This is a genomic window from Xanthomonas nasturtii (genome assembly GCF_001660815.1).
GTDB classification, from domain to species: domain Bacteria; phylum Pseudomonadota; class Gammaproteobacteria; order Xanthomonadales; family Xanthomonadaceae; genus Xanthomonas; species Xanthomonas nasturtii.
In genome coordinates, this window is the sequence record NZ_LYMI01000005.1 from 58,047 (window position 1) to 72,600 (window position 14,554).

At 57.8% G+C, this 14,554-nt stretch carries 13 protein-coding genes and 2 pseudogenes; 4 read left to right on the top strand and 11 right to left on the bottom strand.

All coding sequences use genetic code 11. The annotated features are described in order from the left end of the window. Positions 1–17: 17 nt before the first annotated feature. Entirely contained in the window at positions 18–1,154 is a 1,137-nt protein-coding gene (locus A7D16_RS02595; RefSeq protein ID WP_161945010.1) for a cysteine desulfurase family protein, read from the bottom strand. Between the two features lie 431 nt (positions 1,155–1,585). Continuing rightward, positions 1,586–2,686, bottom strand: coding sequence for a PA0069 family radical SAM protein (locus A7D16_RS02600; RefSeq protein ID WP_239686936.1), 1,101 nt, complete (start codon positions 2,684–2,686; stop codon positions 1,586–1,588). 241 nt (positions 2,687–2,927) lie between these two features. Between A7D16_RS02600 and A7D16_RS22855 the strand changes: the two genes are divergently transcribed. Continuing rightward, entirely contained in the window at positions 2,928–3,362 is a 435-nt protein-coding gene (locus tag A7D16_RS22855) for a hypothetical protein (RefSeq protein WP_128698597.1), read from the top strand. Here A7D16_RS22855 and A7D16_RS22860 read toward each other — a convergent pair. The 4 genes and pseudogenes from A7D16_RS22860 to A7D16_RS02615 all read right to left on the bottom strand — a co-directional run. Next, positions 3,352–5,400: a hypothetical protein gene (locus A7D16_RS22860; RefSeq protein ID WP_153043115.1), complete on the bottom strand. Its 2,049-nt coding sequence runs from the start codon at positions 5,398–5,400 to the stop codon at positions 3,352–3,354. The two genes, A7D16_RS22855 and A7D16_RS22860, sit on opposite strands and share 11 nt — an antisense overlap. A 3-nt stretch (positions 5,401–5,403) precedes the next feature. Further along, entirely contained in the window at positions 5,404–7,200 is a 1,797-nt protein-coding gene (locus tag A7D16_RS22865; RefSeq protein WP_153043116.1) for a hypothetical protein, read from the bottom strand. Then, positions 7,197–8,432 carry a tyrosine-type recombinase/integrase gene (locus tag A7D16_RS21085; RefSeq protein ID WP_161945011.1) on the bottom strand — a complete coding sequence of 412 codons (1,236 nt, stop codon included), beginning with the start codon at positions 8,430–8,432 and terminating at the stop codon, positions 7,197–7,199. The genes A7D16_RS22865 and A7D16_RS21085 overlap by 4 nt, the downstream gene beginning before the upstream one ends. Positions 8,433–8,639: 207 nt before the next feature. Continuing rightward, positions 8,640–8,876: pseudogene (locus A7D16_RS02615) on the bottom strand (PA0069 family radical SAM protein); the annotation flags it as partial. A 136-nt stretch (positions 8,877–9,012) separates the two neighbouring features. On the opposite strand from A7D16_RS02615, the gene cls reads away from it, so the two are divergent. The 3 genes from cls (at position 9,013) to A7D16_RS02630 (ending at position 11,596) form a co-directional block, all read left to right on the top strand. After that, positions 9,013–10,473, top strand: a complete 1,461-nt coding sequence (gene cls, locus A7D16_RS02620; protein ID WP_064629555.1) for a cardiolipin synthase — start codon at positions 9,013–9,015, stop codon at positions 10,471–10,473. 75 nt (positions 10,474–10,548) lie between these two features. Further along, entirely contained in the window at positions 10,549–10,818 is a 270-nt protein-coding gene (locus tag A7D16_RS02625; protein ID WP_064629557.1) for a hypothetical protein, read from the top strand. Positions 10,819–10,828: 10 nt separating this feature from the next. Continuing rightward, the gene (locus A7D16_RS02630) at positions 10,829–11,596 is read left to right on the top strand and encodes a pyridoxine 5'-phosphate synthase (protein WP_064629559.1); all 768 of its coding nucleotides are present in this window, start codon (positions 10,829–10,831) and stop codon (positions 11,594–11,596) included. Between the two features lie 274 nt (positions 11,597–11,870). Here the strand turns inward: A7D16_RS02630 and A7D16_RS23670 are convergent. The 5 genes and pseudogenes from A7D16_RS23670 to A7D16_RS02650 all read right to left on the bottom strand — a co-directional run. Then, positions 11,871–11,969: pseudogene (locus A7D16_RS23670) on the bottom strand (biopolymer transporter ExbD); the annotation flags it as partial. 133 nt (positions 11,970–12,102) lie between these two features. Further along, positions 12,103–12,516, bottom strand: a complete 414-nt coding sequence (locus tag A7D16_RS02635; RefSeq protein ID WP_039411682.1) for an ExbD/TolR family protein — start codon at positions 12,514–12,516, stop codon at positions 12,103–12,105. A gap of 3 nt (positions 12,517–12,519) precedes the next feature. Continuing rightward, positions 12,520–12,942: an ExbD/TolR family protein gene (locus A7D16_RS02640; protein ID WP_005912447.1), complete on the bottom strand. Its 423-nt coding sequence runs from the start codon at positions 12,940–12,942 to the stop codon at positions 12,520–12,522. 59 nt (positions 12,943–13,001) lie between these two features. Then, complete coding sequence (exbB, locus tag A7D16_RS02645; protein WP_005912445.1) at positions 13,002–13,763, bottom strand: TonB-system energizer ExbB; 762 nt, start codon at positions 13,761–13,763, stop codon at positions 13,002–13,004. 85 nt (positions 13,764–13,848) lie between these two features. Next, positions 13,849–14,520, bottom strand: coding sequence for an energy transducer TonB (locus A7D16_RS02650; RefSeq protein ID WP_039518127.1), 672 nt, complete (start codon positions 14,518–14,520; stop codon positions 13,849–13,851). Positions 14,521–14,554: the final 34 nt, after the last annotated feature.

Consider the following 14,554-nt stretch of genomic DNA (forward strand, 5'->3'; position numbering starts at 1 on the left):
AGACGCCACGAGGAGAGCTAGCCACGCAGGCGACCCACAGCCTCTGCTAACTGAACCACTGCCCGATCTACCTGCTCCGGGGTAGTCATCCTGCCTAGGCCCATGCGCACAGACTGCGACGCATGCTCTAGCGACAGGCCCAAGGCCGTCAGTACCTTTGATGGCTCCGGAGTTCCAGCGGTGCACGCGGAACCGGTAGAAATAGCCAAATGCGGCAGCATCAGCACCAAGCTGTCGGCGTCCACATCGTCGAACCGCAGATTGAGGTTACCTATCCAGCGTTGGTCGGCGCTGCCATTCAGATGCACGCCGCCGACCTGATCGACCAGCCGGCTCCACAGACGTGTACGCAATTCCGCTAGGCGGGCAGCCTCTGCCGCGCTCTCCTCTTTCATGAGGCGTGCCGCTTCCCCAAACCCGACTACGAGCGGCGTGGGCAGCGTGCCAGCGCGCAGTCCATCCTGTTGCCCCCCTCCAGTGATCTGTGCGCGCATGCGCGGACGTGCCTCCGGCCCAACGTACAACGCGCCCACGCCCTTGGGACCGTAGATCTTATGCGCAGAGATGCTGAGCAGGTCGATGCAGTCGCGTTTCATGTCCAGCGGCACACGACCAAAACCCTGTGCGGCATCGACATGAAAGAGAACATTGTGGGAGCGACAAAGCTGGCCCAGCTCCGCATAGGGCTGCACGACGCCGATTTCGCTGTTGACCGCCATGACGGAAACGATGCGGGTTGCAGGCCGGATGGCGGCTTCCACAGCGGCCGCATCAACTAAGCCTTCCCCATCCACCGGCACCAGAGTGCTTGCGTGTCCCTCTTGTCTGAGAGCAGCCAGTGTGCCGAGCACACTCTGGTGCTCCGTCACTACGCTGATAAGATGGCTCTTCTTGCCAACGGGCAACGTGCCCCGCAGCGCCAGGTTATTTGCCTCCGTTGCACCGGAGGTAATCACGATATCGCCAGCTGTCGCCCCGATGACGTCGGCAATCTGGGATAACGCTAAATCGATGGCACGCAGCGCATCAACCCCGAAGCTATGTTCCACGGAATGCGGATTGCCGAACTGCTCCGTGAAGTAAGGCAGCATGGCACTTACTACACGCGGATCGACTGGCGTCGTGGACTGGTAGTCCAGAAAGATGCGCGTCATCAAACCTGCCTCACCATCGTCCATCGCACATCCCAATCCGCCACCAAATCTCTGCCTAGCGTACATGAAGGCGCACCAACCCCTGAACACCTCCAGCGGTGCAGATGATGCGGATGGAGGGCGGCAAGCTGGGCCTTGGCGGGAGTGATGGTATCTGGGTAAAAGAAAGAAAGGCCGTCTGTTAGGAAACGGCTGGAAAATTTAGTGAGGAGGCAGGGCTCCCGCGCCGCTTTGCCCGCTCAATTGGATTACGCTTGAACTCGACACCGAACGTAGTCGCTCTCGACATAAGCACTCTGTATAGCCTTGATCCGGCCCCTTTGCATGTGCCCGCAGTAAAGGGTAGGCCACGAGTACGCTAATCCGGTCTAACGTGCGCTTTAGCTATGTTTGATACCGTTAAGTCAAGTTGCAAGCTTGCATCAGGATGCTCAAAAGAGCTGCGCTTGGAACCCTGTGGATCGGGGTGCTACGAATCGCGTGCAATCAAGGTGGGGCATCCGGCCATAGCCGAGTCGACGATAAGCCTTCTGAAAGCGCGTCTGCAGTAGCTGGGCGAAGGGTCCCTCACCTGTCATGCGCGTACCAAAGCGACTGTCGTAATCCTTTCCTCCACGCATTTGCTGGATCAGGCTCATAACGTGCTTGGCCCGAGTAGGATAGTGCAGCTCAAGCCATTCTCGCCAAATCTGCGTCAGCTCATGAGGCAGCCGCAGCAGCGCAAAACCACCCGATTGGGCGCCTTGATCTTTGGCGGTTTCAAGGATCTGCTCCAGTTCATTGTCATTGATCATGGGGATAACTGGAGCGATGAGAACGCCCACCGGCACACCAGCATCGCTTAGCGCCTTCATGGCCCGCAGTCGGGCATGAGGAGCCGCAGCACGTGGCTCCATCTTGGCCGAGAGACGGTTGTCGAGCGTGGTGATTGAAAAGTGCACCGACACCAGCCCTTCGTTGGCCATCTTCTGATAGACATCCAGATCGCGCTCCACAAGCGCTGACTTGGTTACCAGGCTCACTGGATGCTTGGTTTCTGCGAGCACCTCAAGGCAGGCCCGAGTGATGCCAAGACGGCGCTCTGTTGGCTGATATGCGTCGGTATTGATACCCAGCGCAATCGGTGTGCATTGATAGGCCCGCTTGGAAAGCTCAGCTCGAAGCAGTTCTGCCGCGTTAGGCTTGGCAAAGATCTTCGTCTCAAAGTCCAAGCCAGGGGAGAGATCCAGGTAGGCATGGGACGGACGGGCGAAGCAGTAAACGCATCCATGCTCACAACCCTTGTAGGGATTCACGGACTGAGAGAAACCAATGTCCGGGGAATGGTTGCGGCTGATGATGGTTTTGGCCCGTTCTTCCCTCACGGATGTCTGCGGACGCCCACCTTGGTCTTCGTAGACCGAACCCCAGCCGTCATCCACGCCTAACGTAGTGACAGGTGAGAAACGCCCGGCCACGTGAGAAGCCGAGCCCCTGCCTTTGATGGGAGCCTTCGGTGTCAAGGCATCCGTCTCTTCACCATCCCAAATCACAACGCGCCCCTGTATTTGTTAGCATTAATACTAACACGTTCAAAAAGATCAAATTCATACCCTGATCCGAGCTTTTTTGCACAAGGGGACATGCGCACCGGTCCGCCAGGCTCAGGGGTGCGTCGCAAACCTCTATCTAGGCACAGGCAAACTCGAATATCTTGGAGGTAGCCGACGTGCGGCCGACTGGCGAACCGGACGATAAGATTTGTCGGGAGCGTCTCTGCAAGGCGGAATGGTCATGAAAGATACAACCAAACAACAACTGGAAGATGCCCTGAGGAGACTGCGAGATGGTGAACCGGCGCATCCAAAGCTTCGCGCAAGTCTAGATTCGAAGCTTGGTGCCGGTAAAACCTATAACTTAGTCTCCATCGCCAATGTCGCCCTAGAAGCGGGTGTAAGTCGCACCCTTATTGGTTACGACGGCTGTCAGTACCCTGCGATTCGAATGGCAGTTCTAAAGGCAAAAAGGGCAGCTCCGAGTTCATCAACTATCAAGGCGCTGCGCGAGGAGCTCGCCGGGCTAAAAAAACTTAAAGCGGAATTGGTTACGGTGATCGCCTCCCAAAAGGCTGAGCTAGATCGAGCTCAGAAAGCGCTGATCGAGCTCGGCGCCGATCCCATTGTGCGCAGCATGCAAAGGAACTTCAGAAACAAGCGTACTAAGGAGTAAGGGCAGCAAGGATCGCATCGCATTGCTTCCTACGCCGTGTGGCGATTGCCAGGCTCGCCTTGTCTCCAGACGCATGTGCCCGCTTGATCAACACTTTGTTTTCATCGCGGCGATTACGCCAGAAGTCCTCGTGTTCAGGACTGATGGCAAGACAACTACAACCCACACATAACTCCAGATGGGCAACTTTGAGATTGGGCTTGGTCGCTGCGAATGTAGACGTGCCCGCACGCTGATTACACAGACTCTTTGACGGAAGCTGTGACGCCCAGCAGCGGCCATAAGGTGTGTTCCACAATGACACCTCATTCTCGTTAACGTAGCGGGCAGCGGTGTCGTCGTCCGACAAGCTTTCGTTGGTCAGCTCCAGGCTCAGTGCATTACGTACCGCACTTACAACCTTAGAGAATCCGCCGGCCATTGGGGCAGATGAGAAGGTTATGGAGCGAAGAACGTGTACCGCTGACATCGCCTGAGCATCCGAACAAGCTGAAACGAGCGTTGGGTCATTTCCTATGTAATATCGGCACGTGATCGCATCGTTTACATGTTTATAGTGCTCGCTGAGCGGTTTGAGCATACTGGGATTAGTTCGAAAAACGAACGTCGCAAAAGTTGGTCGCCATTGATGCGGCCTAATTCGCCCTTTCTTGTAGACCTCATGCTCCTGTTCAGCGAGCATGCTAAAGTCTACCCAGTTCAGAAGAAACTCCCGCTGCAATCTTGCTAGGTAACCACTGCTCATGGACGTGACAGAAGCAGCGGTCGTGGGAAGCCCACCTTTCGCTCTCAGAGTGATAAAGAGTTCGGATTGACCACCGAGGTCGCGAAACTCTTTAAGAAGCTCGTTGAGCGCCAAAACAGCGCGCACTGTAGGAGGCTTGTAGTCAGCACCGACCGGTCTTGCGCCAATTAGCCAATCTGCCTGTCTAGGCCTCCCACGCTTTGCAGTCGTGGCTTCCACATAAAACATCTCTAACAATCCATCGGGAGTAACCGAGCTATGCAAACACGCCGGCCAACCATTAGTTCGACTGGCTTTTGCGCGTAAGCTGAGTAGCTCATGGGCTCTCATACCTGTTCCCGCTTGCAGCACGATTGAGCAGGCTGCAACACACGTGACAATTAAATAACGAAGTACGAGAAGCGGCTTGTCAAGAACAAAATTATCGCCTTCGGAATTCCGCCTGGTAGCCTTTTCACCAAGTAACAGTGATTCCTCGCCATTAGGCATCGGTATCTGCATCTCCTTTGCGAACGCGTTGACCTTAGCGTACAACTCTAGACGATCAGCAACGCTAATCTCGTCCCAATCCTTTTTAAAACCCCTGATGGTCAGAATCTTTCCTACTGCAACGCGTAGTGCTTCCACTGAGTGGTCCATAACGCGTAACGCCGCATTTAGTATCGGTATCGCAACCTCATCCGGAATTGCAGGTATGGTTTTACTTCCTCGTTTGAGTCCTAATTCTTTGTTCACTACTTCGTAGGGCGACTTGTCATCGTAAGGCGCAAGTTTGAGAGTCCTGGCACCTAGGCTGGACATTGCTAAGCGCTGCCTATAGATCAGAGTTAGAACATTGACAGATGGAATAACGCCAGCGTGGGTAGGCCTTCGTGAGGCGCCCCATTGTTCTGCATCCCTTGTTCCTGCTTCGTGCACTATAACTGCGTACTCAGCAAAGGCCCATGAGTCTCCTGTGTCCAGCTCGTCGAGATCCTTTATGCCCTCATCAATCATGAAGCTCGCGAGGTCTCTTACTCCAATAAAGACCCTTTGTAGGCCGCCCGCAGTCGTAGCTGCAGATCTCTGCGGCATGTAAACCAGCGTCCATACGAAGCATTTAAGAGAGAAGAGAAGATCCTGATGTTCAGGAGCGAAAAGCGACTCCCCATTTATAAGAAGCTTGTCCCATCTCATCACCGCGTTCTTTTTTACTTGACCAGGAGTTTCATTGGGAAGCATCCAGACGCGAGCGTTAAAATCTGCACCTGCGAAAGTAAGTCGGCTCAGCTTTTTTCTTTCATGTGTTGGCATATTCTATTCCAACGGCGGTATGGGATTGAGGGCTAATTGTTCCAGTCGCTTCACATTTGTCTTCTTAAGCGTGGATGCGAGAACTGAGCCAAGGCGGTCGTATGCATTCCCATACCGCTCTCTGAAACGCTGCGTGCCAAGAGTGCGGAGCGCTTCACCGTACCTCTCGAAAATTTGAATTCTGCGCCCGATGGAAACATCGTCATTCATTTCGACGGCAAGAGGACACGCCGGACACAATCCATAGCCAGTGCACATGCGCCCGTTAATTTGACCCGGCATTGGGCTTTGAAATGGATCCAGACATTGGTAGCCGGGTGACGCCGCAGATCGATCGCCGAAGTGACTGCGTGAGTCAACTTTCGCATTGCTATCGTGGTATCGAAACTGTAAAGCCATGGCTCCAGCTAACGCTTCCTCGTCATTTCTGCGAGTTACTTTAGAACGGTAGTTGTTATGTGTGACCGAGACCGTGCTGTGTCCAAGGAGAACACGGACCTTCTCCGTATCTCCAAGTATCTCATTGAGGTACTCGGCCCCCGCTAACCGAATAGCGCTTGAGCCTGCGGCTTTGAGGCCTCGCTCCCTGAAGAACCTGGACTTCCTTTCGGCTGAAAGATTGTAGGTCCCACGGAGCGGTTGTCCCAGCGAGCGGATTGCTCCGATCTTTCTAGTCTTGAACTTGCACGCGTACAGAAATAGGTCGTCACGTATTCGTTGGGGGGCGTGCGCTCGAAGGTGTTTGGTCCATCGCTCAACGAAGTCTATAACGTTGCAGGGATTGAACAACTCGTCGCCTTTAAAGAACGAGCGATGAACCATGCCTTTTCCACGAATCTTTATACTCGACAGCTTGTACTTGTTTGAGAATAATCCTGAACACCTGTCAATGTTTGAGATACGCAAGCAGCACAGTGGTTGTTCGTTCCAATGCGTAAAGCACTGAAGGATGATGAAGGCAGGCAACAGGTCATTGATGCTTGGGCCGATCAGCTTTGCAACACGCAGGTAACCCACCTCTTCCACGCGAAGAAAAAAATCAGGTTCGTGTTGCTTTAGCCATTTGCGCTCCGGAAGTATGCCTCCATACTTGACTATCGCTTGAGCGCATAGTCCCTCGAGAGTGTTTTGGAGGCCTGAATTAATTTTGATGAGAGAAAGATTGTGATCTATCTGTGTAAGCGAGGCATCCAATTCTCTGAAAATTTGCTCATGTGCCTCTATCGCGGCTCTCATCAACCTCAAAAAATGGTCTTGTGATATCGCTTCTTTTTCTCTGCCTTCGTTTCCGCGCGGATTGTCTCCAGGCCACGGATTTATCGGAACATCATGCTGGATGCCCAGCTTTGACAGCTTCGGAGAAAGCCGTGCAATCATCTTGCGAAGCGCACTCAGCTTGTGCATCCTATCGGAATAGCCCCAAACGCTTTTTTTTCCATCTCTTCCTCTGCTCAGCCATTGTGTAAAGTCGTGAAAAGTTGCTCGATCAAGGCTACGCAGCTCGGCGTTAGGGGAGGTTTCGTTCAAGTATTGAATAATGCCGTAGCGAAGCGATCGGTGCGTTCCGTTCCGAGTTGTTGCTCTTTCTGATGCAAGGATGGCAAGTGTTGCATCAATGAGATCTTCGGCGATTTGAGAGAGACCAGCCCATCCGGAAAAGTCGTAAAGCTTGATATCTTCATCGAGTGGCCCTTCGCACTGAAAGTGCAGTAGTCCTTTTTTCTCAACTCGAGAGAAGCGCACTTGAGTAGGACCGAATGAATTCTGGTCGGACTCCGTTCGAAATCGCGTACGTTTCATTTTACGTACCCATCCAGTGCATTCATTAGATGGCGTTGAGCCTTCTCGGATAGCTCCTCTTCTAGAAGCAGGCTCGCGTTTAGGTATGTTTGTTCTGTGGTAGATCTGTTTGCATGTCCAAGAAGCGCCTGAACTTTCTTGGCCGGGTCGGGATTTCCCGCACGCGCTTCCAGGATGAAGTGCCACAAAGCAAAAGAATGTCTACAAGCGTGCGGGGACGGGATACTGTTGTTTCCGGTTTCTCCAACTGCACGTATTGCGGCGTGCCTCATTGTCTTTCTGAAGTTATTTGCTGTTAGCGGTTGACCACGAGAATAACGAGCAACCGCATGATTGACGAAGACCTGGTTATGCTGTGCCTTTCCTTTCGAAGCGAGTAAGGCGTCGGCACGCTCGGTAGAAACATAGATGCTTAGTTCTGCCAATAGCCAAATAGGGACAATGAGTTTTCGATGCGCTCCTCCTTTTCCCATTACTTGTATGTGGCAAGCTGCAAGGGAATTCTCCTTACCGACTTTTTGAAATGGCAAATCGCTAATCTTGATTGATAGCGCCTCTGAGATCCGGGCACCGGTATTCAGCAAGAAGGCAAACAAGAGGCGATCTCGAGTCAGGACTTGCGTTTTTTCACTGGGCATCTGGCCAAGATTTTTGCTAATTGCCTCTACAAGGTCCGTGGCAATATGTTTCACCAGCGCATCTGTTGCAGGTGTCTTTGGCACTTGAACGTCCGGTGCTATGACACGCTTTTCGATTCCTCTTTGCAGGACCTTTGCGATCTTGAAGCGATTCTTCAAACGCCCATTATTCTGCAGATAATGGAAGAGCCGCTTTGCGGTCGAGACCCGCTTGATGACCGTCCGATCTGCGTAATTCAGAGATGTCTGCGGACTCACTACGTACAACATGCTATCGGCATACTGCTGGAGAAGCTCTTCCGAAAACTCTGCAAGAGTTGTTCTGATTTCGTTGGCGAAGAGAAGGAGGTCAACCAAGTCTTCAGCGTTAGCCTTACTTGTATTGGACTGGTGGCGAAGTTTTGGCCTACCCAGCAGGCTGACGTTCTCCGAAATCAAGAAGTCATAGACGTCGGGGATAGGGACTGACGTACGTCTATCGACTACGAAGTAGAAGCCCGCGGGAAGCGCGGCGGTAGACCCCAGCAAGTGACGCGCCTGCCCACGGGCAGGCAGAGCAACCGTTTGGGCGATCTGAGGCTGGTAGATATCCAAGACTGCTTCTCCCGGGGGCCGGAACGAAGAAATCACGGCCTTGAGGATCATGCAATCTAGCGAGCGGCCAACATCGGGCCAAGTTGAACACTCTCGACCAAGGCTTCGGGACCTAGCTTAGTTCGTTCAGTGTTCCATCTCAACGAAAGCGTTGCTAACCAACGTTCAACGCAGCCCTACGTTGTGAACACTCTACCAAAACACCATACCATGTTCGCAGCCGCGATACGGGTTGACCGATTGCGAGAATCCGATATCCGGCGACTGGTTGCGGCTGATGATGCTGCGCGCGGTTTCCTCGGTGACCTGCGTGCGCAATGCCGGGGTAGCGAACTCGTCGCTGTCGTCGGCGTACCAGCCATCGTCCACCGCCTGCGGGGTGGTGACCTCGAATCGCCCCGGCAGGTGGCCGGTCGCACCACGGCCCTTGATCGCACTTGCCATCGCGGCATCGTACGGCCGCAGCGTCTCACCCGCAGCGACCACGCGTTCAACCCGCTGAAGCTTTCAGACCTTTGCGGCGCCGCCGCGTTCGCCAGGCGGTCATCGCAGCGGCGCGTGCGGCCCGTAGAATCCGCGCATGCTCGCATTTGCTCAGGGCGCGTGGGAGTGGCTGGCCAACACTCCCCATCTCGAAGCGCTCCTTCTCGCCGCCTACGTGCTGTACCTGCTGTGGATCGCCGGCTGGATCGTGCTGCAAAAGCGCGAGCCGGTGGCCACGCTCAGTTGGGTGTTGTCGCTGGCCGCGTTGCCCTACCTGGGCTTGCTGATCTATTACTGGCTCGGCCCGCAAAAGGTGAAACGGCAGCGCCTGCGCCGCGGCCGCTCGCGTTCGGGCATGGAGAGTTACAGCAGCGTCTGCCCACCCGACGCCGACTGCACCGAGCTGGCCAAGATCGCCCAGTCCACCACCGGCCTGGCGCCCAGCACTGCCACCGAAGTGCACTGGCTGGTGGATGGCGCTGCGACCTATGCCGCAATCGTCGAAGCGATCCGGCATGCACGCGATCATATCCATCTGGAGTACTACATCTTCCAGCCCGACCACAGCGGTACCGCGATCTGCGATGCGCTGATGGAACGTGCCCGCGCCGGGGTCAAGGTGCGCCTGCTGATGGATGCGGTGGGCTCCTCGGCGATGACGCGGCGCGCGTTGCGCACGCTGCGCGCGGCAGGCGTGGAAACCGCCTGGTTCCACCCCTCGCAATTTCTCAAACCGTTCAAGCGGCCGTGGTTGAACCTGCGCACCCACCGCAAGGTGATCGTCATCGATGGCCGGATCGGCTTCACCGGCGGCATCAACGTCACCGACGACGAGAACGAGCAGGTGCGCAGCGATGCCTACCGCGATCTGCACGTGCGCCTGCAGGGTCATGTGGTGCGCAGCCTGCAGCTGGTGTTTCTGGAAGACTGGCTCTACGCCACCGGCCAGGGACGCACGGCCTTCCAGGGCCAGCAGCTGTGGCCGGACGATGTCCCCACACGCGCGCAAGGCACGGTGGATGCACAGGTGCTGGTGTCCGGACCTGATTCGTCGTGGGAAGCCATCCATCGCCTGATGGTCGCGGCCATCCACGAGGCCAAGCACCGGGTGTGGCTGGTCACCCCGTACTTTGTTCCCGGCGAAGCGGCGCGCATGGCGCTGACCTCGGCCGCGCTCGGCGGGCTGGACGTGCGCCTGCTGGTGCCACGGGTGAGCGACTCGCGCCTGGTCACCTATGCGGCGCGTTCGTATTTCGACGAGCTGCTCGAAGCCGGTGTGCGCATCTACGAATACGGCCCGCGCATGCTGCACACCAAGGCGCTGCTGGCCGATGACGAGGTCTGCATCGTTGGCAGCGCCAATTTCGACAGCCGCAGCTTCCGGCTGAATTTCGAGTTGTCGATGCTGTTCCGCGACCAGGCAGTGGCGGCAGAGATGGCCGGGCTGATCGGCACCGATCTGCAACAGGCGCGCGAAGTCCGCTTCGTGCGGCACCGGCCGTTGTTGCGGTCACGCCTGCCGGAGGCGTTCGCGCGGCTGTTGTCGCCGCTGCTCTGACCAGCGGCGCGGCGCACACGTGGAACCGCGCCGTGCCCGGCGCTACACTGCCGCCACTCAACGGGGGAGCTCGTCATGCACTGGCTGTTTCTGCTTATGGCACTGGGCGCGCTGGTGCTGGCCTTCAGTACGCCGCACGTGTGGTTGCTGGTGGTGTCGCTGGTGGTCGCGCTGCTGCTGCTGCTGTTGTGGACGCGCGGCTGGTTCGCCTCGCGCATGGACGATACGCAGCGCGATACCAGCAGCATAATCGACCCGGCCGAGCTGCGCCGCCTGCGCGCGCTGGCCGAAGCGCGCAAGTCGGCCGCCGTGGCCGCAGCACGTGACGGCGAGCCGCAGGCTTGACCACAAGCGTATGACCACCCAGCTCAGCGTCAACGTCAACAAGATCGCGGTCCTGCGCAATTCGCGCGGCGGGACCGACCCGGATGTGGTGCAGGCCGCACGGACCTGCATCGCGGCCGGTGCGCACGGCATCACCGTGCACCCGCGACCGGACCAGCGGCATATCCGTGCCGGCGACGTGCTGGCACTGAGTGCGCTGACGCGCGCGCACGCGGTCGAATTCAACATAGAAGGCAACCCGTTCGCACCGCCGCGCGCCGGTTACCCGGGGCTGCTGGAGTTGTGCCGGGCCACGCGCCCGCAACAGGTCACCCTGGTGCCCGATGGCGACGGGCAGCTCACCTCCGACCACGGCTTCGATTTCGCGCAGGACACCACGCAACTTGCCGTGTTGATCGCCGCGTTCAAGGATCACGGTAGCCGTGTCAGCCTGTTCGTCGACGCGGGTAACCCGGACATCGCCCATGCAGCCGCACTCGGTGCAGACCGCATCGAGTTGTACACCGGCCCCTATGCAGATGCGCATGCGAGCGGGCAAGCGGATGCAGCGCTCGCACTGTTCGCCGCTGCCGCACAGCGCGCCAGCGCCGCCGGCCTGGGCATCAATGCCGGGCATGATTTAGCGCAAACCAACCTTGGCGATTTTCTCGCCACTGTCCCGGGCGTGCTGGAAGTGTCGATCGGCCACGCCTTGATCAGCGAAGCCTTGTATCAAGGGCTGGATGCGACCGTGCGTGCCTACGTCGACATTCTGCGCGGTGGTCGCGTCACCACCTGAGTTTGCGGGCGAATGCCCGCGTTCGATCACCGTCCGGCTCGATCAGCTGGCAATCCGCTGTGTTGGCGACACCTCACCTGAGCGTGAGGTGCGCGTCGCTCAAGAGATTGACGACGTATCGTCTCATTCGCCACTTCAAGCCGCTATCGACGAGTACTGACGTTGGTCTCCCGCCTTTTGCGTCTAAGCATCCGAGACGCGATGCGGCGCTAGGGCAACCGCATCGCGCGGTGTCGCACTGACTGCTCTGCGTCGATAGCGAGGCAGCACACCATTACTGCACGAACGCGATGTGCTGCACCTGCGCGTTCCTTGCTGCTGCCAGTACGCCGGCCATCACTGCGTACTCGGCCTCTGCACTGTCGGCGATGCGATGCAATCAACATCGCTGCGTCACAGTTGCGTTCAAAGCCACCACGCCAGGCACCAGGCATAAAAAAACGCCACCGTTTCCGATGGCGTTGCAGTCGCGTCATGACTGTTGTGTTGCGGTCTTGCAGATACGTTTACTGCTGCATGAAGCCGATTTTTTTCATCTGCGAGTTCTTCGCAGCGGCCAGCACCTTGGCCATCACCTCGTACTCCGCATCCTGATTCGCATCGATGCGCAGTTCCGGCTGATTGGTCGGATCGGCCTGCACCACTTCTTCCATCTTCTGCTGCAACTGATCGACCGGCGTCGGGCTGTTGTTCCAGAACACCTGGTTGCTGGCGTCGATACGCAATTCGATCGGCGGCGGCGGTTCGGTCGTCTGCGGTGGCGGGTTGAGCACCCGCTGCGGCAGATCCACGGCGATCGGGTAGGTCATGATCGGCGCGGTCACGATGAAGATGATCAGCAGCACCAGCATCACGTCCACCAGGGGCGTGACGTTGATGTCGGCCATCGGCCCACGGCTTCCACCAGTACTAAATGCCATGGCTTACTGCCCCTTCACTTTGGTTGCAACGAAACCGACGTCCAGCATGCCCTGACCCTGCGCGATCTTGGTGATCTCGTTGATCGTACGCATCTTGGTCGTGCGGTCGCCACGCAGGTTGAGCGGCGGCTGCGGGGTCTGCTGTGCAGCGGTGGACAGGCGCGACTCCAGGGCTTCCTTGGAAATCGGCTCGTCGTTCCAGTACAGCGACCCATCTTCCTTGACGGCCAGAGTGATCGGCGCGGCACGTTTCTCCGCATCTTCCTTCTGGATCAAGTTGGCCTCTGGCAGCTCCACCTTGACCTTATGGGACATCAGCGGTGCCGTAATGATGAAGATGATCAGCAGCACCAGCATCACGTCCACGAGGGGCGTCACGTTGATGTCGGCCATCGGGCCACCGCTGTTTCCACTACTGAAGGCCATAACGGGCTCCGTCTAAATCGTTGCGAAGGCGTTCTTTACTGCCAGATCTTGCGACGCGATTAGCGAACGCGCGAACCGGTGGCGAAGAAGTCGTGCAGGTCGTGGGCAAAGGTGTCGAACTTGGCGATCACCGAGCTGTTGACCTTGGAGAAGAAGTTGAACGCAAACACGGCCGGGATGGCGACGAACAGACCGATCGCGGTCATGATCAGCGCTTCACCCACCGGGCCGGCAACGGCGTCGATGGAGGCCGAACCGGTTGCACCGATCTTGATCAGCGCGCCGTAGATGCCCCACACCGTACCGAGCAGACCGACGAACGGCGCGGTCGCACCGACGGTGGCCAGCAGGGTCATGCCCGACTGCAGCTTGGTGCTTTCGCGGGTCACGGCCTGACGCAGGGCGCGGTCGACGAACTCCGAACGGCTCAGGCTCTCGCCCAGGCCACCGGTGCTGCCTTCGGCGCGCTGGTGGTGAGCAGCAGCCTGCGCTGCGTCCAGTGCGATCTTGGAGAACGGCTCGGAAGCCGGCTGTTCTTCCATGGCGCGGATGGCGTCCTGTGCATTCGGGGCATCCCAGAACGCGGTGGTGACGCGGTCAGCCGCGCTCTTCAGGCGGGTGGCGCGGAAGATGTTGATGACCGTCCAGTACCAGGAGGCAGCGGACATGGCGATCAGGGTGATCAACACGACCCACGACACGGCGAAATCGCCGGGGCTGGAGGTCATTTCGGTGATCAAGTGCTCGAAGCCCATCTGCGACAGAGCGGCCGACGGATTGGAGCCCCCTGCAGCGGCGGCGATAAAGAATTCCTGCAGCATGACGCTTACCTTTGTTGTGTGTGGTGATGAAGGGTGGAGCGAAAGGAAGACAGGATCCTGGGCCGGCCGTAGCCGGCCCGTGGGATCAGTTCAGAGCAAAGTTGACCGGGACGCGGACACGTCCGGCGGCTTTCTGCCCGTTGACAGTGGAAGCGTTGAACTTCCACTTGCGTGCTGCGTCCATCGCGGCACGGTCAAGGTCGCGGTTGCGGCTGGACTTTTCGACCGACACATTGGTCACGTTGCCGCTGGCATCCACATCCACGATCAGGATGACCTCACCTTGGACACCGGCACGGAATGCAGCCGGCGGGTACTTCGGCGGGTTCATGTTCTTGGACGAGATATCGACACTGGCGCCGATGTCGCTCGGCGGCTGCGGTGGAGCCGGTGGGCTCGGCGGCGTGACGATATCGCTCGGACGCGGTTCGGGAACGTCGACCACCGGAGCTTCCGGCGGCGGCGGAACCGGTGACGGCTTCGGCGGCGACAGATTCTTGACCGGCGGCGGCGGCTTGTCTTCCGGCGGCGGCGGCGGCGGCGGCGGCGGGGGAGGAGGCGGTGCATCCACCAGGGTGACCATGGTGGTGCGCTCCTTCTCTGCCGGAGCCTTCGGCGCCACTGCAGGGATCAGCAACATCATCAGTGCAGTGAGGTGCAAAGCAATTACGAAAGCAATGCCGATAATGCGGGCCCAGCTCAGACCCTGGTTCCCGGCATCATAGTCATGCCTGTGGATAACGAGTTGTTCCGTCATGCGCCAATGGCTCTTTCAGTGGGGGCCCGGATCA

What these genes read in the sequence shown, in the direction of transcription:
- A7D16_RS02595 (WP_161945010.1), bottom strand. Translation starts at nt 1,154, where the DNA reads ATGACGCGCATCTTTCTGGACTACCAGTCCACGACGCCAGTCGATCCG.
- A7D16_RS22855 (WP_128698597.1), top strand. Translation starts at nt 2,928, where the DNA reads ATGAAAGATACAACCAAACAACAACTGGAAGATGCCCTGAGGAGACTG.
- A7D16_RS22860 (WP_153043115.1), bottom strand. Translation starts at nt 5,400, where the DNA reads ATGCCAACACATGAAAGAAAAAAGCTGAGCCGACTTACTTTCGCAGGT.
- A7D16_RS22865 (WP_153043116.1), bottom strand. Translation starts at nt 7,200, where the DNA reads ATGAAACGTACGCGATTTCGAACGGAGTCCGACCAGAATTCATTCGGT.
- cls (WP_064629555.1), top strand. Translation starts at nt 9,013, where the DNA reads ATGCTCGCATTTGCTCAGGGCGCGTGGGAGTGGCTGGCCAACACTCCC.
- A7D16_RS02625 (WP_064629557.1), top strand. Translation starts at nt 10,549, where the DNA reads ATGCACTGGCTGTTTCTGCTTATGGCACTGGGCGCGCTGGTGCTGGCC.
- A7D16_RS02630 (WP_064629559.1), top strand. Translation starts at nt 10,829, where the DNA reads ATGACCACCCAGCTCAGCGTCAACGTCAACAAGATCGCGGTCCTGCGC.
- A7D16_RS02635 (WP_039411682.1), bottom strand. Translation starts at nt 12,516, where the DNA reads ATGGCATTTAGTACTGGTGGAAGCCGTGGGCCGATGGCCGACATCAAC.
- A7D16_RS02640 (WP_005912447.1), bottom strand. Translation starts at nt 12,942, where the DNA reads ATGGCCTTCAGTAGTGGAAACAGCGGTGGCCCGATGGCCGACATCAAC.
- exbB (WP_005912445.1), bottom strand. Translation starts at nt 13,763, where the DNA reads ATGCTGCAGGAATTCTTTATCGCCGCCGCTGCAGGGGGCTCCAATCCG.
- A7D16_RS02650 (WP_039518127.1), bottom strand. Translation starts at nt 14,520, where the DNA reads ATGACGGAACAACTCGTTATCCACAGGCATGACTATGATGCCGGGAAC.